The organism is Kitasatospora sp. NPDC096140, from assembly GCF_040303045.1.
GTDB lineage: Bacteria > Actinomycetota > Actinomycetes > Streptomycetales > Streptomycetaceae > Kitasatospora.
This window is the reverse complement of record NZ_JBEOUW010000004.1, coordinates 284,458-306,971: the sequence shown is the minus strand read 5'-3', so window position 1 is coordinate 306,971 and position 22,514 is coordinate 284,458. Positions and strand designations below refer to the sequence as shown.

Genomic DNA, 22,514 nt, shown 5'->3' with positions numbered 1-22,514 from the left:
ACCGCTTACCGTACCGGCCGCACGGCCCGGCCCGGTCGACCGTCTCAGGACTGCGCGGCAGCCAGGCCCAGGTAGACGGCGGCGAAATCGGTCAGCGCGACCAGGTCTGCCAGCCCGAGCAGCGCGTCCGGCCGGGTGCTGGCGTACTCGGTCAGCCGGACGTCGTGCGCGGCGGCCAGCCGGTGCGCCCTGGTCACCCCGAAGCTGCGCGGGCCGGCGTCCTCCTCCGACACCTCGACCGGGCCGTCCTGCTCGCCCTGCGTCCCGGCCGCGCCCGGGGTGTGCCGCAGCAGCAGGACCTGCAGGTGCAGCGGGTCCGGCTCCTCGACGCGGTCGCGGAAGAAGTCGTCCGGGTCCGCACCCGCACCCAACTGCCCGGTGAACATGCCGCGGTGGGCGGTGAGCACCTGCGGCAGCTCCCCGGCCAGCGCCGGCCGCCCGGCCCGGTCGGCCAGCTGGGCGGCGAAGCGGGCGGCGGCGGCCCCGGCGATCGGGTCCTCCGCCCACAGCAGCGGGACCGTCCCGGCCAGCCGCGCCGCCAGTCCCTTCGCCGGGTTGGTGTACGCGGCGGCGTCCGGGCGGCAGCGCACGGCGGTGGCGTCCAGCAGGTCGGCCACGCCCGGCAGCGCGTCGTACGGCAGCTGGGTGAGGCCGATCTTCTGGGCGAGCGCCAGCAGCGGGGTGAGGTGGGACCACAGCGCGGCCGGGTCCTCGGCCGGGAGGTCCGGCTCGGCGGCCGCGGCGGGCGGGCCGTCCTCGGGCAGCACCGAGGTCACGTACGGCAGCGGCAGTGCGCGCACCTGCAGTGCGGCCTCGGCCAGCGGGCTGCCCGCCGGGGCGGTGACGACGATCGAGCAGCCGCGCGCGTAGGCCTGTTCGGCGAGGGCGACCAGGCCCTGCTCGCCGCCGTCGGCGGAGCTGATCGCCAGCAGGTCGAGCGGGCCGGCCCAGCCGGGCAGCTGCCAGCCGAGCCCGGTGGTGAAGGCGGGCGGGGCGCCGGCCCGGTCACTGCGCGGGGCGGCCGCCTCGGTCGGCGGCAGTGCGACCACGAGGCTGGACGTGCCGGCCAGCGCGGCCAGCATCCCGGCCGCGGTCAGCGCGCTGCCGTGCCCGGCGACCAGGACGGCCCGCGGGCGACCGTCCGGGCGCAGCCGGTCGAGGCCGGCCGCGTCGGCCTGGCGCAGCGCGGTCCGGACCCTGGCGCCGGCGCCGGCCAGGGCCAGCAGGGCGCGGTCCTGGTCGGCGCGCTGGAGGGCGGCCGGGTCGTCGAGCAGGGTGTCGTCGAGCATGCGGCGGGCCTCCGGCTGCGGTCCTGAGCGGCTGGCGGGGTGGGGCTTCGCCCCAAGGATCAGGCCGGGCGGCGGGCCTCGTCCACCAGGAGGACCGGAATGCCGTCGCGGACCGGGTACGCGAGGCCGCAGTCCGCACCGGTGCAGACCAGCTCGGGCTGCTCCTCGGTGCCGCCCTCGGTGAGCGCGGCCCGGCACTGCGGGCAGACCAGGATCTCCAGCAGGAAGGATTCGAGCTTCATGGGGGCTCTCCAAAGTTCGGTGGTGGCGCGGAGGTGCCCCGGCCGATAGGAAACCCTACCGGCCGGGGCACCGGGCGCCGAGGTCAGGCGCGTCCGCTCAGGTGCGTCCGCTCAGCCGCGGACGACGGCGAGCACGCCGTCGCGCAGCTCGGCCATCTTCGCCGGGTCCTTGGCCTCGACGTTCAGGCGCAGCAGCGGCTCGGTGTTGGAGGCGCGCAGGTTGAACCACCAGTCCGGCCCGGCCACGGTCAGGCCGTCCAGCTCGTCCACCTCGGTGCCCTCCAGGCCGGCGTACGCGGCGCGGACGGCGGCGGTGCTGGCGGCCTGGTCGGCGACGGTGCTGTTGATCTCGCCGGAGGCGGCGTAGCGGTCGTACTCGGCGGTGAGCGCGGACAGCGTGCCCGGCTGCCCGCCGAGCGCGGCCAGCACGTGCAGCGCGGCCAGCATGCCGGTGTCGGCGCGCCAGAAGTCGCGGAAGTAGTAGTGGGCCGAGTGCTCGCCGCCGAAGACGGCGTCGGTGACGGCCATCTCCTGCTTGATGAAGGAGTGGCCGACCCGGGTGCGCACCGGCTTGGCGCCCAGCTCGCGGACCACCTCGGGGACGGTCCAGGAGGTGATCAGGTTGTGGATGATCGTGGGCTCGTCCTCGCCGGCGGCGCGGGCGCGGGCGATCTCGCGGGCGGCGACCAGGGCGGTGATCGCGGACGGGGAGACCGGCTCGCCGCGCTCGTCGACGACGAAGCAGCGGTCGGCGTCGCCGTCGAAGGCCAGGCCCACGTCGGCGCCGACCTCGCGCACCTTGGCCTGCAGGTCGACCAGGTTCTTCGGGTCGAGCGGGTTGGCCTCGTGGTTCGGGAAGGTGCCGTCCAGCTCGAAGTACATCGGGACGAGCTCGATCGGCAGGCCGTCGAAGACGGTCGGCACGGTGTGGCCGCCCATGCCGTTGCCGGCGTCGACCGCGACCTTCAGCGGGCGGATCCCGGTGAGGTCGACCAGGCCCAGCAGGTGGTCGGCGTAGCCGCGCAGGGTCTCCTGCGCGGAGAGCGCGCCGGGCTTCACGTCCTTGGCCGGGATCGTGACGGTGTCGTCCTCGGCGGTCCAGGACTCGACCAGCTCGCGGATCTCGGACAGGCCGGTGTCCTGGCCGACCGGGGCGGCGCCGGCCCGGCACAGCTTGATGCCGTTGTACTGGGCCGGGTTGTGGCTGGCCGTGAACATCGCGCCGGGCAGGTCGAGCTTGCCGCTGGCGTAGTACAGCTGGTCGGTCGAGCAGAGCCCGATCTGCACCACGTCGGCGCCGTAGGCCGCGGCGCCCTCGGCGAAGGCCAGGCTGAGCGACGGGGAGGAGGGGCGCATGTCGTGGCCGACGACGATCGCGGACGCGCCGGTGACCTGCACGAACGCGGCACCGAAGGCCCGGGACAGGCTCTCGTCCCACTGGTCCGGGACGACGCCTCGGACGTCGTACGCCTTCACGAGCTGCTTGAGGTCGCGCACTGCGGCTCCACCCTGGTCTCTGTACTGGTCGGTCACGGTACGGCCACCGCCCGTCCGGTCGACGGGCGCGGTGGCGGTAGACCGGCAGCGTACCCGGGCCGGACGAACGCCCCGTGCCGGGACAGGCGTCAGTTGTCGGGCGAGCGCAGCACCCGGAGGTGGCCGCGGCGGCTTCCCTCGGTGGACTCGCCCTCGGGCGCGCGGCCCTGACGGGGGGTCTGCGGGCGGGCGGCCTCGCGCACGGCGTTGGCGAGGGCCTCCAGGTCGTCGCTGCTGCGGCGCAGCGGCCCGGCCTCGGCGGCGAGCCGGACGACCTCCCAGCCGCGCGGGGCGGTGAGGCGCTCGGCGTGCTCGGCGCACAGGTCGTAGCAGTGCGGCTCGGCGTAGGTGGCGAGCGGGCCGAGGACGGCGGTCGAGTCCGCGTAGACGTACGTCAGCGTCGCGACGGCCGGCCGGCCGCACGCGGTCCGCGAACAACGACGTACAGAGCTCACGAGGGTGGACGGTACCGCACTCCCCGCCGGGGAGCGAAGACCGCCTGCCCGGAGGGTGTGCCGTGTCGCCCTCCGGGCGCCGGGGACGCGTATCGGCCGCCCCGGGCGATTCCCCGCCGGAGTGGTCCACTTCCGACCGTCCAAGGACTACTCTCGGCAGTGATATGGACAGCTCCGCACCGCAGTCATCGACAGGCCCAGCGCGCCGCCCCCGGCACCGCGACCGGCACGGCAGGGGGATGCGCGGCCCGCTGGCGCCGCCGCAGGTGCCGATCTCGCTCACCCGTTCCGAACTGTTCGACGACTACGTGCGCGAGTCGGTCGAGCGGCTGGAGCGGCGGTGGCCGCAACTGATCGAGGTGGAGTTCGCCGTCCAGGAGGTGCCGCTGCACGAGCCGGACGGCGCCGACGCCGAGGACGGCGTGCCGCTGGGGCGGGTGTCGCCGGGCAAGCAGGGGCGCAAGAGCCAGATCGTGGTCTACCGGCGGCCGGTGGAGATCCGGGCGAAGACCCGGGAGGACCGGGCGGCGCTGGTGCACGAGATCCTGATCGAGCAGGTCGCCGAGCTGCTGGGGCTCTCGCCGGACGCCATCGACCCGCGCTACGACGAGGACTGACGCGGGGGCGGCACCGCACCGGTGCCGCCCCCCGTCGTCCTCGCCGTCCCGGCCGCGCCGGCCGTCCTCGCTCAGTTCAGGACGACGCCCGGGTCCTGGGCGGCCTGCGGGACCTTGACGGTGCTGCGGTCGTCGCGCAGCGCCTGGACGGTGAACATCGGCACGTCCTTGGTGGGGATGGACAGCATCCGGGCCGCGACCACCGGGCCGCCCGAGACGGTCTCCACGCTGAGCGCGAAGACGCCGTTCAGCCCGGCGGGCTCGGGCGCCGGGAGGGCGACCGTGCCGCCGGCCGGGAGCTGGACCTCCTTGGTGGCCGGGGTGCCGCCGCCGCTGCCCGCCGAGGCGGTGACCCGGACGGTGGCCGCGTCGCCGGTGGAGGTCAGGTAGAGCGTGGAGCCGCCGGCCCGGTTGTCGGCGACGCTGCCGCGGGCGCCGACCGGGTCGCTGCCGGTGAGCCAGGCCGCGTCGGTCTTGCCGTTGGCGGCCGCCCGGTCGATCCGCAGACCGGCCACGATCGGGGTCGGGTGCTTGGGGTCGCTGGGCGACAGCCGCAGCCCGGCGACCTCGTCCCGGGTGACCTTGCCGAGGTCGACGGCGGCCACCATGCCCGCCTTGACGTGGATCGACTCGTTGCCGGCCGGGGAGAACCAGCCGTTCTTGCCGGAGAGCTGGATCTTCAGGTCGGCGTCGTCCTCCGGCGGCGCCCAGACCACCAGTCGGGCGGCGGAGGTGTCGGCGGGCAGGCCGGCCATCGCCTGGGTGGCGGCCGGGGCGGCCGAGGCCGGGATCCAGTCGGCTCCCTTGCCGCCGTCGGCGGCGTGCAGCGCCGCGCCGACCCGGCCGGAGCGGACCACCACGTGCACCGCGAGGTCGGTGACGGCGCCCTTGCTGAGGGTCGACAGCAGGACGGACTGGGAGCTGCCGGGGGCGACGGTCAGGCCGTTGGCGGCGTCGTTGTCGATCAGGCCCTTGTCCCCGTACAGCTTGATGTCGACCACCGCGGCGGAGGACTCGGTGTTGACCAGGCTCAGGTAGTCGACCCGGTCGGCGGCGGTGCTGGCCCCGGCGAACCAGAAGCTCGTGCCCGCCGGGGTGCAGGTGAGTCCGGACAGGCCGAGGCCGCGCGGCTCGGTGACGACGGTGGTCTGGGTGACGGTGAAGCCCGGGGCGAGGGCGCCGGTGGCGAGCGCCCCGGTGCCGGGTGCGGTGTCCCCGTTGCCCGCCGGTCCGGTGGCCGGGGTGCCGGGCTTGGCCAGCGTCAGCCGGGCGTCGGCGGGCGCGGCGTTCTTGTCCTTGGCCTGCGCGGTCGGGGCGCCCGAGCCGGTCGGGGCCGGGGTCGCGGTCGCGGTCGCCGTCGGGGTGGCCGCAGCGGAGGGGGTGCCGGAGGGCTGGGCGGCCACCGCGGGCGCGGCCGCGTCGGAGAGCCAGCCGGCGCCGCCGGTGGCGGAGCCCGTCCCGGGCGGGGTGTAGGCGGTGAGCGTGGTCGAGCCGGTCAGGCCCTGCAGCGGCTGCGGACAGACCGCCCCCGTCCGCTCGACCTGCGCGGTGGTCGCGGCCGCTCCCCCGGCCGCCTCGGCCGGGGGAGCGGCCGGCGGGCGCACCTGGGCGATGCCGAACACCGCCGCGAGCACCACGGCCGCGGCGAGCAGGGACGGGGTGGTCCTCGTCCCGCCGGCCTTCCCGGCGAACCGGCCGGGCCCGGCGGCCGGGGCGGACGCGGCCGGCTCCGGCGCGAAGGCCGTCCCGACGGGCTCGGGGGCCTCGTCGGCGCCGGACTTCTTCCTGAATGCGGGCTTCTTCATCGCGGGTCAGCTCCCCGATCCGGGCTGGTGCGGGTACCGGCCGGTGCCGTTGGGGTCGTTCGGGTCGTAGTAGGGCTGCTCGGACGGCGGCTGCCCCGGCTGCCAGGGCTGCCGGTGGTCCGGCTGCCCGTACGCGTCGTAGCCGTACTGCTGCTCCGACCCGTACGGCTGCTCGTAGCCCTGCTGGGGGTAGGCCTGCTGCCCGTGGCCGTCGTAGCCCTGGCCGTCGTACCCCTGGGTCTCGTAGCCCTGGCCGCCGTACGGCGCGGACACCGGCGGCTGGGCCGCGTACTGGTCGTAGCTGTACGGGTCGGCCTGCTGGTACGTCTGGTACGGGTCGGTGTACGGCTCGGCCTCCTGGACGGCGGCGGCCGCCTGGACCGCCTCGGTCACCGGTTCGGCGGCCGGCTGCGCCGGGATCGCGCCCGGCCGGCCCTCGTACACCCCGGTGTCGTCGGCGCCGGGTTCGCCGCCCTCGCCCCGCTCGGCCATCCGGCGGGCCCGGCGGCTGCCGGGGGCGGGGGCCTGCGCCTGGGCGGCGGCGGCCAGCGCGGCGGCGGCCACCACCTCCTCGGGCAGGTCGTCGTCGTTGTGGTTGCGGCGCCCGGGCAGGGCCAGCACCAGGATGGTCAGACCGAGCAGCACCTGGGCCCAGATCCAGCCGGTGTGGGCGAGGCTGCCCTCCCGGGTGACGGTGAGCTTGCCGCCGCCGGCCGGGAGCTTGAAGCCCTGTGCCCAGCCGTCGACCGTGGTGGACTCCAGCGCGGTGCCGTCCAGGGTGGCCTTCCACTCGGGTGCGGCGGACTCGGCGAGGCGCAGCACCCGGCCGTCCGGGCCGGCCGGGACGGTGGCCGCGAGGTCGCGGGTCCCGGCGGGGACGACCACCGGGGTGGCGCCCGGGGCGGTGATCACGGCGCGGACCGCGGGGGCGCCGTTGACCTGCCAGAGCGCCGTGCCGTTGTCCTGGTTGGCCTTGACCAGGCCGGGCGTGGCGTCCAGGACGTCCTTGAAGGCGTCAATCACCGGCTGCTCGACCAGCACGTAGGCGATGCCGTAGCCGGCCAGGGCGCCGGCCTGGTCGGCGCCGGAGCCGGCCAGCAGGCTGCCGACCATCCGGTTCAGGCCGTCCTGGGTGCCGGTCGCCGGGTCGACGGTGGACTCGGCCTGGCCGAGCGTCAGGCCGGCGCCGCGCAGCACGGTGTAGCGGACGGCGCCGCCGCCCTTCTCGCCGGTGACGACGAGCGTGCGGGACCGGTCGGTGGTGCCGGCCTCCTCCGCGATGAAGGCGGGCACCTGGCCGACCGCGGCGCGGTTCAGCGGCTTGCCGGCGCCGGTCAGCGCCCACCACAGGCCGGTGCCCAGCGGCGCCAGCACGGCCGCGGCCACCACCAGGGCGGCCACCGGCTGGCGCCAGCCGAAGGCGATCCCGGCGACGCGGGCGTTGGCGCCGTCGGCGCCGATCGCGGCCGCGGCCAGCAGGGCGATCCCGGCGACCAGGGTGGCCGGGCCGGCCCAGGCGGGCACCGCCGGGCCGCCGGAGGCCGGGGTGACGGAGGTGCCCGCCACCACGACCGCGAAGACCAGGCCGGCGCCGGCCGCGCCCCAGGCGGCGAGCACCGCGCGGCGGCGGTCGGCGCGCAGCAGCGCGGCGAGCGCGGCGAGGACGACACCCGCCGACAGCCAGATCGGCGGCACGCCGGCGCCGCCCGGGTTGACCAGCAGCAGGCCGGCCGCGCTCGCGCCGGTGCCGTGCAGGCCGGGCAGCCCGGCCTCCAGCAGCAGCGACTGGGGGTGCGACAGCACCTTGAGCGACCACGGGGCCAGCACGCCGACCGGGACGGCGAGGATCACCAGGACGCGCAGGCCGAGCAGCCGCAGCGCCGTACCGCCGGAGCCGAAGGCCCCGCCGCGCAGCACCGCGGCGACGAGCATCGCCAGGCAGAGCGGGACGGCGAGCGCCCAGGTCAGCGGGACGAAGGCGGTGGCCAGGGTGAGCAGCAGGACGGCCATCCAGACCGGCCGCCAGCCCGGGCGGGCGCCCTTGGCGGCGCTCTCGTCCCGGATGCCGAGGCCGGCCGCGATCGCGGCGGCGCGAGCCAGCGGCGGCAGCAGCACGGCGAGGACGGCGGTGCCGATCCGGCCCTGGGCGAGTGCGCCGGTCGCGGCGGGCAGCAGCGCGTAGGTGGCGCTGGCCCAGGCGCGGACCAGCTTGGAGTCCAGCAGCGGGCGGGACACCAGGTAGGCGCTGACCGCGGACAGCGGGACGGTGAGCACGACGAGCACGGTGAGCGCGAGGTCGGCGTGGCCGAACAGCAGCCAGGAGAACACCGCGAGCACGCCGAGGTACGGCGGAGCGGCGGCGGTGGAGCCGGTGCCGACCGGGTGCCAGGCGTCCGCGTACATCGACCAGAGGCCGCCCGCGCCGTCGGAGGCGGGCAGCAGGGCGCCGCCGAACAGCTCTCCGCTGCCGAGCAGGCCGCGGCAGGCGACCAGGGCGAACACCAGCAGGGCCGCGAACAGCACCGGCGCCGGGCGCCGGGCGAGCTTCTTGACCAGCGCGAACTGCTCGACGACCAGGTCCTCGGAGTCGTCGTCGCCGCCGGCCTCGACCGAGCCGTGCCGGCTGCCGGTGTCGTCGCTGCCGCCTATCCCGAGCGAGCTGATGACGCCCTCGACGGCCAGCCGGGTGGTGGCGCCGGGCGCGGGGAAGAGCGTGCGGTCGTCCAGGGCGTCCGCCGCCCTGGTCCGGGAGCGGCGTTTGCGCGCGGCCAACAGCCGTGGGAAGCGGACGAGTTCGTGGCCGAGACCGGCCAGTTCGTCGACCGCCTGGCGCGGGTCCTTACCGAGCAGGTTGGTGACGGCCCGCAGCAGGGTGCCGAGCACCAGCCGCAGCAGGACGTAGGGGAACAGTGCGCCCCGGCAGTTGGCGAGCAGGGTGTAGACGGCGCCGGCCTTGTCCACCCGGTGCGGGTGGGAGGAGGCGCAGTCGATGGCGCGGCGCTCGCGGCCGGCGGCCTCGGCGTGCCGCAGCACGGCGTCGGGGGCGATCACGACGCGGTGGCCGGCGGCGTTGACCCGCCAGCAGAAGTCGGTGTCGTCCCGCATCAGCGGGAGGGCCTTGTCGAAGCCGCCGAGCTCCTCGAAGACGTCCCGGCGCACCAGCATGCCGGCGCTGGAGACGGCGAGCACCGGACGGACCTGGTCGTGCTGGCCCTGGTCCTGCTCGCGACGGTCGAGGCCGGTCCAGCGGCGCCCGGAGCGGGCGATCGTCACGCCGACTTCGAGCAGCTGGCGGCGGTCGTACCAGCTGCGCAGCTTGGGGCCGACGACGGCGGCGCTGGGGGTGGAGTCGGCGACCTGGAGCAGGCGGCGCAGCGCGTCGGTCTGCGGCTCGCAGTCGTCGTGCAGCAGCCAGAGCCACTCGATCGGCTGGGTCTCGCGCGGGCCGCCGCGGCCGAGGTCGTCCTCCTGGGCGAGCGGGTCGCCGAAGTCGTCCCAGCCGCCGGTGACCGGGTCGTAGCCGGAGGGGTCGAGCCGGTAGGGCAGGTCCTCGGGGCGCAGCGGCGGGCTGTTGAAGACGGCCTCGGCGACGGCGGTGCCGAAACCGGCCCTGCGGCCGAGGACGATCGGGCCGCTCTCGGGGAGCCAGTCGGCGAGGGTGTCGGCGAGCAGCCGCGGGGAGTCGTCGGTGGAGCCGGTGTCGACCGCGAGGACGCGCTGGACCTGGCGGTCCTGCCCGAGCAGGCCGGCCAGTGCCTGCGGGAGCCAGCGGGCGCCGTCGTGCGAGACGATCACCGCGGTGACCAGGTGGCGCGGATAGGCGGGCGGCCTGGAAGCGGTGAGGCCGCTCTGGTGGCTGTAGACGGTCATCGAGTGCGCGGGCCCCAGTTCTCGGTGGACACAGCCGGTGAACGGCAACCGGATGGCGCACCACACTAACGGCTCCCGGTGGACGGTTCGTGCGGGGTGCCGGTGCGGGGACGGTGAAGGCGACCGCCGGGGAGACCGAGGAGGAGGGGCGACGGGGACCGGGACGGAGCCCGCGCGAAGGGGGCCGGGAACGCGAAAGCGCCCCACCACCACGGTGAGGCGCCCGTACAGCCGTGCGGTCGTCCGCCGCTGTCGAAGGATCAGCGGCGGCGGGGGCCCGCCCCCTCAGACCGCGCTCTTCTTGAGCCGACGGCGCTCGCGCTCGGACAGGCCGCCCCAGATGCCGAAGCGCTCGTCATTGGCGAGGGCGTACTCCAGGCACTCCGAGCGGACCTCGCAGGCGAGGCAGACCTTCTTGGCCTCGCGGGTCGAGCCGCCCTTCTCGGGGAAGAAGGACTCGGGGTCGGTCTGGGCGCACAACGCGCGCTCCTGCCAACCGAGTTCCTCCTCGTCCTCCGCGATGCCGTCCCCGATCAACAGCTCAAAGAGCTCGCTCATGTGGCGCGCCTCCTCTGCCCCTACTTGGCGTCCCCGTGGTTGCCGTTGCCTCGTGCGGCTGACGACACGAGTGAAATTACAGTTGCGTCACTCTGGCCCAGTCAAGCCGAGCTCTGGTATTGGGGCCAGGATTCACTCCCCGGCACCAAGCCGTTACGAATAGTGTACATATCCGGACACAACGGACCTTCTGCTTCAAGGCCCTGAACAGCGCCGAACCGTCCGCAACCATTCGCCAGGTGACGCTCCGTCACCGCCACAGGCCGGTCATCGGCCTGCCTTCCCGGCGATCTTCCCATCGAAACATAGAGAGTGATGAATCACCCCATCAGGGAAAGATCCGGGCCGAACCCACTCGAATGCCGCACGATTCGGTTTGACACCGCCCGCGTGGATGCGGTGTCCTTGCTCCTATGTCAGAGTTCGCCAGCCCCCGGAGCGGTTCCACGCTTCGCCGTGCCGTGAACTCTTGTTGTCGCCTCTGTTCCTGCTGTATCTAGGCGCCCGCGTCCCACCGCGCGCCGCCCCCAGGAAGCACAGAGGCCGCCCGCGAATCCCGCCCCAGGACATCCCGGATCCGGCTGATCCCGACGAACCAGCCGACTCCTCCGAGGACGACTCCCGTGCGCATGATCCGCATCCGCAAGCGGAACCGCGACCGCAACAAGCTCGCCCGCCTGGGCCTCGCGCGTACCGCCACCACCGCCCGTACCGGCCGTTGGCACGACGGCCTGAGCGACGTCTCCATCGCCGGCGACCCGCTCGCCTTCCCGCACCTGGCCCGCACCGACCTGCCGGCCCACCCCACCACCGTGGCCGAGTACGCCCGGCTGGTCCGCGAGATCGCCGCCGACCGCGCCCGCTGGGAGCCCCTGGTCCGCTACGACGCGCTGACCCGCTGGTACGCCCGGCTGGAGACCGGCCCCGGCTACGAGGTCTGGCTGCTCAGCTGGCTGCCCGGCCAGAGCAGCGGCTTCCACGACCACGGCGACTCCTCCGGCGTGATGACCGTCGTCCGGGGCGAGCTCATCGAGCGCTCCCTCACGCACGCCGGCGAGGGCGCCCGCACCCTGAAGCCCGGCGGGCAGAGGGTGTTCTCGTCCGGCTACCTGCACGAGGTGGTCAACGGCGCGCTCGAACCCGCCGTTTCGATCCACCTCTACACGCCGGGCCTCACCGAGATGAACCAGTACGGCGCCCACGCCGTCCCCGAGCAGCACGCCGAGCACCAGGCGCAGGCCGGAACGCATCGAGCGCACGGCTGACGGACGGTCGGACCGTGGCAGGATGACCCCATGCGCATCGTGGCACTGGCAGGCGGAATCGGCGGAGCGCGCTTCCTGCGCGGACTCCTCGCGGCGGTCGGACCGCAGGACGAGATCACCGTCATCGGCAACACCGGCGACGACATCCACCTCTACGGCCTCAAGGTCTGCCCCGACCTCGACACCGTGATGTACACCCTCGGCGGCGGCATCCACGAGGAGCAGGGCTGGGGCCGGACCGACGAGACCTGGTCGATCAAGGCCGAGATGAAGGAGTACGGCGTCGGCCCCGAGTGGTTCGGGCTCGGCGACCGCGACTTCGCCACCCACCTCGTCCGCAGCCAGATGCTCACCGCCGGGTACAGCCTCAGCCAGGTGACCGAGGCGCTCTGCGTCCGTTGGAAGCCCGGCGTGCGGCTGCTGCCGATGAGCGACGACCGGGTCGAGACCCACGTGCGGATCACCGACGAGCAGGGCACCCGGGCGATCCACTTCCAGGAGTACTGGGTCAAGCTGCACGCCGCCGTGGACGCCGAGGCGATCATCCCCGTCGGCGCGGACGCCGCCAAGCCCGCGCCCGGCGTGCTGGAGGCGCTCGCCGAGGCCGACGTCATCCTCTTCCCGCCGTCCAACCCGGTCGTCTCGATCGGCACCATCCTCGCCGTCCCCGGCATCCGGGAGGCCGTCGTCGCCGCCGCGGCACCGGTCGTCGGGCTCTCGCCGATCATCGGCGGGGCGCCGGTGCGGGGCATGGCCGACAAGGTGCTCGCCGCCGTCGGCGTCGAGGCCACGGCCGAGGCGGTCGCACTGGACTACGGCTCCGCGCTCATCGACGGCTGGCTGGTCGACACCGCCGACGAGGCGTCGGTGGCCGCGGTCGAGGGCGCCGGGATCGCCTGCCGGGCCGTCCCGCTGCTGATGACCGACGTCGAGGCCACCGCCGAGATGGCGCGGGCGGCGCTGGCGCTGGCGGAGCAGGTCCGCAAGTGACCGAGCCGCTGCGGATCCTGGGGATCGAGGGGATCCCGGAGGTCGACGCCGGCGCCGACCTGGCCGCGCTCATCGCCAAGGCCGGCACGTACCTCGACGGCGACATCCTGCTGGTCACCTCGAAGATCGTCAGCAAGGCCGAGGGCCGGCTGCAGCACGACGCCGACCGCGAGGCCGCGATCGACGCCGAGACCGTCCGGCTGGTGGCCCGGCGCGGACCGATCCGGATCGTCGAGAACCGCAACGGCTTCGTCATGGCCGCCGCCGGGGTCGACGCCTCCAACACCGCCCCCGGCACCGTGCTGCTGCTGCCCGAGGACCCGGACGCCTCGGCCCGCGCGCTGCGGGCCCGGCTGCAGCAGCTCACCGGCCGCCGGCTCGCCGTCCTCGTCACCGACACCTTCGGCCGGCCCTGGCGCAACGGACTCACCGACGTCGCGATCGGCGCCGCCGGGCTCTCCGTGCTGGAGGACCACCGCGGGCGCACCGACAGCCACGGCAACGAACTGGAGATGACCGTCACCGCGACGGCCGACGAGCTCGCCGCCGCCGCCGACCTGGTGAAGGGGAAGGCCACCGGAGTCCCCGTGGCGGTCGTCCGCGGACTCGGGCACCTGGTCACCGCCGAGGACGGCGACGGCGTCCGGCCGCTCGTCCGGCCCTCCACGGACGACATGTTCCGGCTCGGCACCTCCGAGGCGCTGCGGCAGGCCGTCACCCTGCGGCGCACCGTCCGCTCCTTCACCGCCGAACCCGTCGACCCGGCCGCCGTCCGCCGCGCCGTCGCGGCCGCCGTCACCGCGCCCGCTCCGCACCACACCACGCCCTGGCGGTTCGTGCTGCTGGAGTCGCCCGACACCCGTACCCGGCTGCTCGACGCGATGCTCGCCGCCTGGCAGCGCGACCTGCGCGAACTCGACGGCTGGGACGACGCCAGGATCGCCCGCCGCACCGCGCGCGGCGACGTCCTGCGCGACGCGCCGTACCTGGTGGTGCCCTGCCTGGTGATGGAGGGCTCGCACGACTACCCCGACGCCCGGCGCGCCGCCGCCGAACGGGAGATGTTCACCGTCGCCGCCGGCGCCGCCGTGCAGAACCTGCTGGTCGCCCTCACCGGCGAGGGCTACGGCTCCGCCTGGGTCTCGTCCACCATGTTCTGCCGCGACACCGTCCGCACCGCCCTGGACCTGCCGGCCGGCTGGGACCCGATGGGCGCCGTCGCCGTCGGCCGCCCCGCCGAACCCCCGCGCCTGCGCCCGGAGCGCAGCGCCGACGCCTTCGTCGAGGTGCGGTAGGGAGGTCAGAGGCCGCGATAGATCTCGCGACGGTTGCCCACCTTCACGACGAGGATCACCAGCACGTCGTCATGGATCTCGTACGCCACGCGGTAGGCGCCCACGCGGAGGCGGTAGAGCCCCGCGTGGCCCGTCAGCTTCTTGACGTCCGGGCCGTCTGCATACGGGTCGTCGCCGAGCCGGGTGAGCGCGGCAAGAATCTGCATGGCATCGACCTGTCCGATGCCGCGCAGCTGCCTCCGGGCGTGCGCGGTGAACCGGAACGCGTACTTCACGCGGCGCTCCCGACGGCCCCCGGCGGGTCCGCGAAGAGGTCCGCCAGGAGTTCGGCCATGCTCACGGTGGGTTCGTTCCGGTGCTTCTCCGCCTCACGGGCAAGGATCTCGTCCTCCGCCTCCTCTATGGCGTCGAGGATCTCGATCGGCACGATCGCTCCCACTCGCTCGCCCTTGCGAGTGATCACGGTGATCTCGCCGGCCTCGGCCTGAGTGACCACCTCGGCGAGGTGCGCGCGCAGTTCCCGGATGCTCATGGCGTCAGTCATGACTCAAGCGTACACACGGGTGCGTACACCGGGTGTGCGCTTGGCGTCAGCGGTGGCGGTGGTCGTTGGGGGTGAGGCGGGGGCCGTAGCGGGGGGCCCGCGTGCCGGTGGCCAGCAGGAGGCGGCAGACGCGGTGGCGGTGCGGGCGGTAGGGCTCCAGGAGGGCGAGCATCTGGGCGTCGTCGCTGCGGGGGCGGCCGGCCAGGGCCCAGCCGACCAGGTTGGGCAGGTGGAAGTCGCCGACCGAGACCGCGTCCGGGTCCCCGTTGCTGCGCTGCAGGGTCTCGGCCGCCGTCCAGACGCCGATGCCCGGGACGGCGGTGAGGCGGGCGAACGCCTCCTCGTGGCCCATCGCGGAGGCCTCCTCCAGGCGCGGCGCCAGCCGGACGGCCCGCATGACGGTCGCGGACCGCTTCGGGTCCACGCCCGCCCGGTGCCACTCCCAGCTCGGCACCATCGCCCACTCGCGGGCCGACGGCGCCACCCGCATCCCCTCGGCCGGGCCCGGCGCCGGGGTGCCGAAGTCCCGCAGCAGGGTGCGCCAGGCGCGGTAGGCCTCGTCGGTGGTGACCTTCTGCTCCAGGATCGCCGGGACGAGGGACTCCAGCACCAGGCCGGTCCGGGTCAGCCGCACCCCGGCCGTACGGCGCTGGGCGTCACGCAGCGGACCGGGCGGCAGCACCAGCGCCTCCGGCGTGTCCTCCGCGCCCAGCAGCGCGGGCAGCCGGTCGAGCAGCCAGTCCGCGCCGGGGCCCCAGGCGGTCGCCTCGATCTCGCCCGCGGCGGGGTGCGGCAGCACCCGCAGGGTGCCGACGCCCGCCGGGGTGCGGGAGGCGCGCCACACCGCGCCGTCCCCGGCGGTCCGGTACGACGGGTCGGCGGGACCGCGGCGCAGCGGCAGCAGGGTCCGGGCCGTGTCCAGCGGGAAGCCCGGCCGCCAGCGCCGCGCCGAGCCACCGCCGGTGCCGTCCGTCCCGCCCGTCACTGCCGTCGCCTCCTGCGCCGCCGTCGTCGACCATGGGTACATGAACGATACGCGGCTGCCGGAGCTGCCCTCCGGGGACGAGATCGCGGTGCGGGGGCTGTATCGCCGGATGCTGGAGGGGTGGAACCGACGGGACGGCGCGGCCTTCGCCGGGCCGTTCGCGGTGGACGGGCAGGTGATCGGCTTCGACGGGAGCGGGCACCGGGGACGGTCGGTGATCGCCGCCGAGCTGGGGCGGATCTTCGCGGACCACGCGACGCCCCGGTACGTGGCCACTGTGCGGCGGGTGCGGGCGCTGGCGCCGGGGGTGGCGCACCTGGAGGCCGCCGCCGGGATGGTGCCGGACGGCGCCGGGGAGCTGGACCCGGGGCTGAACGCGGTGCAGACGGTGATCGCGGTGAACGCGGGGGCGGGGTGGCGGATCGCGCTGCTGCAGAACACCCCGGCGCGGTTCGACCTCCGGCCGGATCTGGCCGCGGGGCTGACGGAGGAGCTGCGGGCGCTGGTCGGGCCGGGACCGGAGCCGGGGTAGCGGCGTCCGGTCCGACCGAGGGGGTGCCGACGGGGGCTCAGCGGCCCTGGAGGTGCGCGGCCCAGGAGCGGATGTCGTCGAGCCGGGCGTAGAGGCCGTCGCCGGGGCACTCGGTGGCGAAGGCGTCCCGGTGTCCGGAGACGGTGTCGAAGGAGACGACCGTGCCCTTGGGGTAGCGGCTCTGCGAGGAGCCGGAGGTCAGGTTGGTGTGGCCGGCCGCGTCCTGGCCGGTCAGGCCGAGCTTCCAGGCCGCGATCTTGCTGATGCCGTCCACGATCTCCTGCGGCGGGCCCTCGGTGGTGAAGGTGCCGAGCGCGGCGACGCCGGCCGAGTCGCTGTTGAAGCCGAGGGTGTGCGCGCCGAGGACGGGCTGCGAGACGCCGCCGGCGCGGCCCTCGTAGATGGTGCCGCAGCGGTCGACCAGGAAGTTGTAGCCGATGTCCCGCCACCCGTTGCTCTGCACGTGGTACTGGTAGATCGCGCGGATCATCTGCGGTGCGTCGCTGCACGCGTAGTCGGTGGCGGTGTCGGTGTGGTGGACGAAGACCGCCTTGACCGTCCCGGTGTAGACGAAGCCCGTCTCGCGCAGCGACTCGTCGGCCCCCCAGCCCGCCCGGGTGACGATGCCCGGGCGCGGCGCCTCGTGGTCCTGCGGTGTCCGGGCGGCCGCGGTCTCGGCCGGGAGGACGCGCACGGCGGACGCGGAGGCGGCGCCCCTGCCCGGGTCGACCAGTTCGACGCGGAGCCCGGCGGGCAGCCCCTTCGGTCCGGGGGTGACCTCGATGGCCACGCCGTCGCTGGGGCCGGTCCACAGCGGTGCCGTGGAGCCGCGGATGCCGGAGCGGCCGTCCCGTTCGTCGGGGGCGTCCTCGTTCTCGACGGCGAGCGGACGCCAGGCGGTCCAGGCGCCGGTGGAGACGCGGTGGGTGCGGACCCGGATCGAGGTGCCCGCGAGGGACTGCCGGGGGTCGTCCCAGCTCACCCCGATGAGCGAGAAGGGCTTGGTGGCGCGTTGGGTGACGGTGTGTTCGGCGGCGGTCAGCGACATGCTCGTCACGGTTCCGCCGCCGGCGGAGGTCTGTTCGGCGGGTGCCGGGTCGGCGACGGCGGTGGAGACGGCGGTCGACTGGAGCAGCAGGACGGCGACGCAGCTCGTGGCCGCGCCGGCGAGAAGTGAGATACGCATAAAACGGATATTGACGACAATTCGCTACTGTCGCCACGTCAGCGTACGCCGCTCGCGCGTGCCACCCGCCACCCCTCCCGACCTCCCACTCGAAGGCCGTAGGCTGGGGCGCACCATGACTGCGCCTTTCGCTGCCGATGCCCGCACCCCCGTCGAGCTGCTGCACGCATTCCTGCGCGGCGGCACCCCTTCCGTCGATCCCGCGGCCCCGCTGGTCACCTTCTACGACGACGCCACCGGCGAACGGGTGGAGCTGTCCGCCCGGACCTTCGACAACTGGGTGGCCAAGACGGCCAACCTCCTGCAGGACGAGTTGAACGCCGGCCCGGGCGACCGGGCGGCACTGTTGCTGCCCGCCCACTGGCAGAGCGCCGTCTGGCTGCTCGCCTGCTGGTCGGTCGGCGTGGCGGCGGTGCCGGGCGGCGCCCCGGCCACCGCGGACCTGGTGGTCAGCGGCCCGGACGGCCTGGAGGCCGCCCATGCCTGCGAGGGCGAGCGGGTGGCGCTCGCCCTGCGCCCGCTCGGCGGACGCTTCCCGCAGCGCCCGGACGGCTTCCTCGACTACGCCGCCGAGGTGCCCGGCCAGGGCGACCGCTTCGCGCCGTACTCCCCCGTCGCCCCGGACGGCCAGGCCCTGGAGACGGAGGTCGACGGGCTGCCGCTGAAGCTGACGGGCGAGCAGACCGTCGCGCTGGCCCGGGAGGGGGCGGTCCGCCTCGGCCTGAAGCCCGGCGACCGGGTCCTGTCCACGCTCTCGTACGACGACTGGGCGGGCCTGGAGGCCGGCCTGCTGGCGCCGCTGGCGGCCGGCGCCTCGGTGGTGCTGTGCCGCAACTCCCAGGCACTGGGCGCCGAGCAGTGGGAGAAGCGGATCGAATCCGAACGGGTGACACTGCGCCTCGGATGACCCACGGGCCCCGGCCGGGCGGGTAGGGATGCCTGCCATGGCCGAGGACGACACCGAGCACCCCCCGACCGACACTCCCCCGACGGACGCGTTCCCCGAGGACGCTCCCCCGAACGGGACCGGACGCCCGCGCAGGCGCCGGCGGTGGCTGATGATCACCGCCGGCGTCGTCGCGTTCCTGCTGGTCGCCAGTGGGGTGCTGCTCTGGATCGCCTACCGCAAGCTGGACGGCAACATCCGGACCGACTCGACCACCGACCGGCTGCTCGCCAAGCTGGAGGCCGAACGGCCGAGCCGCACCGTCGGCGCGCGGGGCGCCGAGAACATCCTGCTGATCGGCAGCGACGACCGCTCCGGCTCGAACGGCTCCTACGGCGGCCAGGCCGGCACCGAGCGCTCCGACACCACGATCCTGCTGCACCTGGCCGCCGACCGGAAGCACGCGACGGCGGTCTCCGTCCCGCGCGACGTCATGGTCTCCGTCCCCGCCTGCGAGCAGCCGGACGGCACCCGCAGCAAGCCCGTGCTGATGCAGTTCAACCGGGCCTTCGAGACGGGCGGCCCGGCCTGCTCGATCCGCACCGTCGAGCAGCTGAGCGGGATCCGGATCGACCACTACGTGATCCTCGACTTCAGCGGCTTCAAGACGATCGTGAACGCGATCGGCGGCGTCGAGGTCTGCGTGCCGCAGCCGATCCACGACAAGGACGCCAAGCTCGACCTGCCCGCCGGCCGGCAGACCCTGCACGGCGAGCAGGCGCTCGGCTACGTCCGGGCCCGGGAGAGCCTGGGGGACGGCAGCGACACCCAGCGGATGGGCCGTCAGCAGCAGTTCCTGGCCGCGCTGATCCGCAAGGTGGAGTCCCAGGGGGTGCTGCTGAACCCGACCCGGCTGTGGCCGGTGCTGGACGCGGCGACCTCCTCGGTCCGGGCGGACGGCGGGCTGTCCTCGCTCGGGGCGCTGTACGACCTCACCCAGGACCTGCGCGGCATCCCGTCGGCGAACGTGGTCTTCCTGACCGCGCCGCGCCGCCCCTACCGCTACGACTCGGACCGGGACGAGTTCGTGCAGCCGCAGACCGGCCAGCTGTTCACGGCGCTGCGCGACGACCGGCCCGTCACCGTCCGGCCGCCCGGGTCGGCGCCGTCGTCGGGAGCGAGCACGAGGGCGGGCGCCGGGGCCGGCTCGGGGTCGAGCGCCGGGGCGAGTCCGGGGCCGAGCGCGGCGCGGACCACCGGAGCGAACGCGAGCCCGGGCGCGGACTCCGGCGAGGCGGCCGGAGCGACGACCACGGCGGCAGCCACGGCCACCGCGTCACCCTCGGCGGGCGCCTCGCCCACCTTCGAGGGACGCACCGCCGACGTGGACGCCTGCGCACAGCACTGAGCGGGCCGCGCGGGGCCGGGTACGGCCGGACTCCGCCACGCCGCAGGTCGGCGCCGGTGTGACCGCCAAATGCGGACAGGTGAACGTAATTTACCTCCGCTTTGTTCAAACATGATGCAGATCACACCAGGAACGATTCCCCCATTCGGCTCGTCTACTGTGTCCGGATCGGCCCGTCACTACGGGCGGGCCGGAGCCGTGACCGGTCGAACGTAGGGAACCCCGTGCACGAGGAGCAACCGGAAACCGGCCGGTACCGGGTGGACCCGGCGCCCGGTGTCCCCCGGCAGCGCCGCCGCCGGGCAGCCGAGGCGCCCGAGGCACCGGCCGGTGAGAGCCGTCGGGACAGCCGGCGACGGGCGGCCGCCCTCGCCAAGCGGCAGCGCCGCCGCCGGGCGCTCAAGTGGACCGCCGGCGCCGGGGCCCTGGTGATGGTCGCGGGCTGCGGCGGGGCGTACTACCTGTACCGGCACTTCAACAGCAACCTGACCTCGGTCAAGGTCCAGCTGGGCGACGAGGCCGAGCGCCCCAAGGCCGCCGGGGAGGCGCTGAACATCCTGGTGATCGGCACCGACAGCCGGGAGGGCCTCGGACGCGCGTACGGCGACGAGGGCAGCGTCGGGCACGCCGACACCACGCTGCTGTTCCACATCTCCAAGGACCGCTCCAACGCGACCGTGATCAGCCTCCCGCGCGACCTGATGGTGCCGATCCCGGACTGCCAGAACGCCCAGGGCAAGAAGGTCCCGGGCTCGCAGCGGAACGAGTTCAACAACAGCCTCGGCCAGGGCGGGCGGGACGCGGGCTGCACCTGGAAGACCGTCGAGAAGAACACCGGGATCCGGGTCGACCACTTCGTGCAGGTCAACTTCGAGGCGGTGAAGACCCTCTCCACCGCCGTCGGCGGGGTCGAGGTCTGCGCGGCCAAGGACATCAACGACTCGGGCTCCCACCTGAAGATGACCAAGGGTCGGCACGTCGTCCAGGGCGAGGAGGCGCTGGCCTTCGTCCGCACCCGGCACGCGGTCGGCTTCGGCGGCGACCTCAGCCGGATCCCCCTGCAGCAGCAGTTCATCAGCTCGATGATCCGCAAGATCAAGAGCGATGACACCCTGACCAGCCCGACCAAGCTCTACAAGCTCGCGGACGCCGCCACCAAGGCGCTGACCGTGGACTCCGGCATCGGCAGCGTGGACAAGCTCAAGGACCTCGCGCTGGACATCAGCAAGGTCGACACCAAGAACATCACCTTCGCCACCGTTCCGGTCCTGGAGGACCCCCAGGACAAGGACCGGGTGATCTTCAAGCAGCCGGACGCCGGGCAGCTCTTCGCGATGGTCGCGGCCGACCGCTCGCTCACCGAGACCGCCGCCCCGGCCGCGCCCGACGGCGCGGCGCCCACGACGCCCGCCGCCACCGCCCCGGCGGTGGACACCAAGGCCGTCCAGGTGACGGTCCGCAACGGCAGCGGGAAGCGCGGGCAGTCCGGGCCGACCGTGGACAAGCTCCAGGCGAAGGGCTTCGCCAAGGCCGCGGTCGGCAGTGACGCCCCCGTCGCCGAGACCACCACGGTGTCCTACCAGCCCGGTCAGGAGGCCGCGGCCGGCGCCCTGGCCGCCGCCCTCGGGCTGCCGGGCGACGCCGTCAAGCCGGCTGCGAAGGCGGACCCGAAGGCCGGACTGCTGCTGGTGCTCGGCAAGGACTTCCTCGCCGCGCCCGCCGGCCCGGCGGCGGCGCCGACCGCGGCGCCCGAGGACCTCCAGCGGGTGCAGGCGGACGACACCGACGCCTGCGCCAAGTAGGCCGCTGCGGGCGGACCGGCACGGGGCCGTCCGCCCCGCAGGCCGGGGAAAGCTGCCGGGCCGTCATCCGGAGCGGATGACGGCCCGTTGGTCGACGGCCGGGCCTGGGGCGTTCTCGCGGAGCGGCCCTCGCGGAGCGGCCCGGTCCTCGCGGGGCGTCAGCCGGTCTTGGAGAGCACGTCCTTCGCGGACGGATCCACGCTGGCGATCACCCGGCGCGCCAGCGAGCGCGGCGAGGTGAGGAAGCCGAAGCCCCAGCTGAGGTGCATGGTCGCGAAGGCCACCGGCAGCATCGTCCTGGCCTTGAAGGACAGGCCGCGGCCCTCGGTCACGGCACCGCCGACGATGCCCAGCAGGTAGGCGCCGGGCACCGCGAGGAAGGCCGGGTGGACGGCCGCGCCGAGCACCAGTCCGAGGGTGACCGCCAGGAGCGCGGCCGGCGGGGCGAGGTAGCGCAGGTTGACCGAGCCGCGGTGGTAGCGGGTGACCACCCGGCGCCAACGGCCGTAGTCCTTGTACTGCTTGGACAGCGCCCGCACCGAGGGCCGGGGCCGGTACGTCACCTTGAGCTGCGGGGTGAACCAGATCAGGCCGCCGTCCTGGCGGATCCGGTAGTTCAGCTCCCAGTCCTGGGCGCGGATGAACTCCTCGTTGTAGCCGCCGAGCTTCTCCAGCACCTCGCGCCGGAACACGCCGAGGTAGACGGTGTCCGCCGGGCCGGCCAGGCCACCGGTGTGGAAGGCGGCGTTGCCGACGCCGAGCTTGGAGGTCATCGCGGCGGCGACCGCGTGCTCCCACTCGGTCTCGCCCTCGGCGTGCATGATGCCGCCGACGTTCGCCGCGTCCATCTCGCCCAGCAGCCGGACGGCGGTCGCGATGTAGCCGGGGGTGAGCAGGCCGTGGCCGTCCACGCGCACCACTATCGGATGGCGGGAGCCCCGGATCGCGGCGTTCAGTCCGGCGGGCGTCCGGCCGGTGGGGTTCGCCACCGTCCGCACCCGCGGGTCCTCGGCCACCAGCTCGGCGGCGATCTCGTCGGTGCGGTCGCCGGACGGACCGAGGGCGATCACCACCTCGATCGGCCCCGGGTACTCCTGGTCCAGGATGCGCCGGACGGCCGTGCGCAGGTGACGTTCCTCGTTGAGCACCGGCATGATCACGGAGACAGCCGGCAGCTCCTCAGCAGCCTTGGTGTTCATCGGGGCCCACCGTACCGGTGCGGACGCGCCCCCGTCTCGTCCCGGTCCGG

The 22,514-nt window shown here is 74.7% G+C and carries 20 protein-coding genes; 8 read left to right on the top strand and 12 right to left on the bottom strand.

From position 1 onward, the window contains the following. Nucleotides 1-44: 44 nt before the first annotated feature. The 4 genes from ABT048_RS06120 to ABT048_RS06105 all read right to left on the bottom strand — a co-directional run bounded on the left by ABT048_RS06120 (nt 45) and on the right by ABT048_RS06105 (nt 3,522). Complete coding sequence (locus ABT048_RS06120) at nt 45-1,289, bottom strand: SIS domain-containing protein (RefSeq protein ID WP_350520084.1); 1,245 nt, start codon at nt 1,287-1,289, stop codon at nt 45-47. 59 nt (nt 1,290-1,348) lie between these two features. Then, complete coding sequence (locus ABT048_RS06115) at nt 1,349-1,531, bottom strand: Trm112 family protein (protein ID WP_280686052.1); 183 nt, start codon at nt 1,529-1,531, stop codon at nt 1,349-1,351. A gap of 111 nt (nt 1,532-1,642) precedes the next feature. Beyond that, nucleotides 1,643-3,028: a phosphomannomutase/phosphoglucomutase gene (locus tag ABT048_RS06110; RefSeq protein ID WP_350520083.1), complete on the bottom strand. Its 1,386-nt coding sequence runs from the start codon at nt 3,026-3,028 to the stop codon at nt 1,643-1,645. A 128-nt stretch (nt 3,029-3,156) separates the two neighbouring features. Next, on the bottom strand, nt 3,157-3,522 hold the full coding sequence (locus tag ABT048_RS06105; RefSeq protein WP_350520082.1) for a DUF3499 domain-containing protein: 366 nt from the start codon (nt 3,520-3,522) through the stop codon (nt 3,157-3,159). Nucleotides 3,523-3,686: 164 nt separating this feature from the next. Here ABT048_RS06105 and ABT048_RS06100 point away from each other — a divergent pair, with 164 nt between their 5' ends. After that, nucleotides 3,687-4,139, top strand: coding sequence for a metallopeptidase family protein (locus ABT048_RS06100; RefSeq protein WP_350520081.1), 453 nt, complete (start codon nt 3,687-3,689; stop codon nt 4,137-4,139). A gap of 71 nt (nt 4,140-4,210) precedes the next feature. Here ABT048_RS06100 and ABT048_RS06095 read toward each other — a convergent pair whose 3' ends face one another. The 3 genes from ABT048_RS06095 to ABT048_RS06085 form a co-directional block, all read right to left on the bottom strand. Continuing rightward, complete coding sequence (locus ABT048_RS06095) at nt 4,211-5,944, bottom strand: DUF5719 family protein (RefSeq protein WP_350520080.1); 1,734 nt, start codon at nt 5,942-5,944, stop codon at nt 4,211-4,213. Between the two features lie 6 nt (nt 5,945-5,950). Further along, nucleotides 5,951-9,814 carry a glycosyltransferase gene (locus tag ABT048_RS06090; RefSeq protein WP_350520079.1) on the bottom strand — a complete coding sequence of 1,288 codons (3,864 nt, stop codon included), beginning with the start codon at nt 9,812-9,814 and terminating at the stop codon, nt 5,951-5,953. 285 nt (nt 9,815-10,099) lie between these two features. Then, nucleotides 10,100-10,372, bottom strand: a complete 273-nt coding sequence (locus tag ABT048_RS06085; protein ID WP_030062195.1) for a WhiB family transcriptional regulator — start codon at nt 10,370-10,372, stop codon at nt 10,100-10,102. Nucleotides 10,373-10,995: 623 nt separating this feature from the next. On the opposite strand from ABT048_RS06085, the gene ABT048_RS06080 reads away from it, so the two are divergent. From ABT048_RS06080 to ABT048_RS06070, 3 genes are read left to right on the top strand one after another with little or no spacing between them, the layout of a single operon-like run. Then, the gene (locus tag ABT048_RS06080; RefSeq protein WP_350520078.1) at nt 10,996-11,637 is read left to right on the top strand and encodes a cysteine dioxygenase; all 642 of its coding nucleotides are present in this window, start codon (nt 10,996-10,998) and stop codon (nt 11,635-11,637) included. Between the two features lie 30 nt (nt 11,638-11,667). Next, nucleotides 11,668-12,627 (top strand): 2-phospho-L-lactate transferase, encoded by a 960-nt coding sequence (gene cofD / locus ABT048_RS06075; RefSeq protein ID WP_350520077.1) that lies wholly within the window; start codon nt 11,668-11,670, stop codon nt 12,625-12,627. Beyond that, entirely contained in the window at nt 12,624-13,922 is a 1,299-nt protein-coding gene (locus ABT048_RS06070) for a coenzyme F420-0:L-glutamate ligase (RefSeq protein ID WP_350520076.1), read from the top strand. Before cofD ends, ABT048_RS06070 begins: the two co-directional genes overlap by 4 nt. Nucleotides 13,923-13,927: 5 nt before the next feature. Here ABT048_RS06070 and ABT048_RS06065 read toward each other — a convergent pair whose 3' ends face one another. From ABT048_RS06065 to ABT048_RS06055, 3 genes are read right to left on the bottom strand one after another with little or no spacing between them, the layout of a single operon-like run. Then, nucleotides 13,928-14,197 (bottom strand): type II toxin-antitoxin system RelE family toxin, encoded by a 270-nt coding sequence (locus ABT048_RS06065; RefSeq protein WP_350520075.1) that lies wholly within the window; start codon nt 14,195-14,197, stop codon nt 13,928-13,930. Next, entirely contained in the window at nt 14,194-14,466 is a 273-nt protein-coding gene (locus ABT048_RS06060) for a type II toxin-antitoxin system Phd/YefM family antitoxin (protein ID WP_350520074.1), read from the bottom strand. Before ABT048_RS06060 ends, ABT048_RS06065 begins: the two co-directional genes overlap by 4 nt. A 46-nt stretch (nt 14,467-14,512) precedes the next feature. Next, on the bottom strand, nt 14,513-15,493 hold the full coding sequence (locus ABT048_RS06055; protein ID WP_502893971.1) for a DNA-3-methyladenine glycosylase family protein: 981 nt from the start codon (nt 15,491-15,493) through the stop codon (nt 14,513-14,515). Between ABT048_RS06055 and ABT048_RS06050 the strand changes: the two genes are divergently transcribed. Beyond that, the gene (locus tag ABT048_RS06050; protein ID WP_350520073.1) at nt 15,492-15,983 is read left to right on the top strand and encodes an SgcJ/EcaC family oxidoreductase; all 492 of its coding nucleotides are present in this window, start codon (nt 15,492-15,494) and stop codon (nt 15,981-15,983) included. The genes ABT048_RS06055 and ABT048_RS06050 overlap by 2 nt on opposite strands. A 37-nt stretch (nt 15,984-16,020) precedes the next feature. On the opposite strand, the gene ABT048_RS06045 is transcribed toward ABT048_RS06050, so the two are convergent. Beyond that, entirely contained in the window at nt 16,021-17,169 is a 1,149-nt protein-coding gene (locus ABT048_RS06045; protein ID WP_350520072.1) for a peptidoglycan recognition protein family protein, read from the bottom strand. A gap of 115 nt (nt 17,170-17,284) precedes the next feature. Between ABT048_RS06045 and ABT048_RS06040 the strand changes: the two genes are divergently transcribed. From ABT048_RS06040 to ABT048_RS06030, 3 genes are all read left to right on the top strand, one after another. Beyond that, nucleotides 17,285-18,076, top strand: a complete 792-nt coding sequence (locus ABT048_RS06040; protein WP_350520071.1) for a TIGR03089 family protein — start codon at nt 17,285-17,287, stop codon at nt 18,074-18,076. Between the two features lie 37 nt (nt 18,077-18,113). Beyond that, a complete protein-coding gene (locus ABT048_RS06035) occupies nt 18,114-19,463 on the top strand; it encodes an LCP family protein (RefSeq protein ID WP_350520070.1) in 1,350 nt (449 codons plus the stop codon). A gap of 224 nt (nt 19,464-19,687) precedes the next feature. Continuing rightward, nucleotides 19,688-21,265 (top strand): LCP family protein, encoded by a 1,578-nt coding sequence (locus ABT048_RS06030; RefSeq protein WP_350520069.1) that lies wholly within the window; start codon nt 19,688-19,690, stop codon nt 21,263-21,265. A gap of 158 nt (nt 21,266-21,423) precedes the next feature. On the opposite strand, the gene ABT048_RS06025 is transcribed toward ABT048_RS06030, so the two are convergent. Beyond that, nucleotides 21,424-22,464: a glycosyltransferase family 2 protein gene (locus ABT048_RS06025; protein ID WP_350520068.1), complete on the bottom strand. Its 1,041-nt coding sequence runs from the start codon at nt 22,462-22,464 to the stop codon at nt 21,424-21,426. Nucleotides 22,465-22,514: the final 50 nt, after the last annotated feature.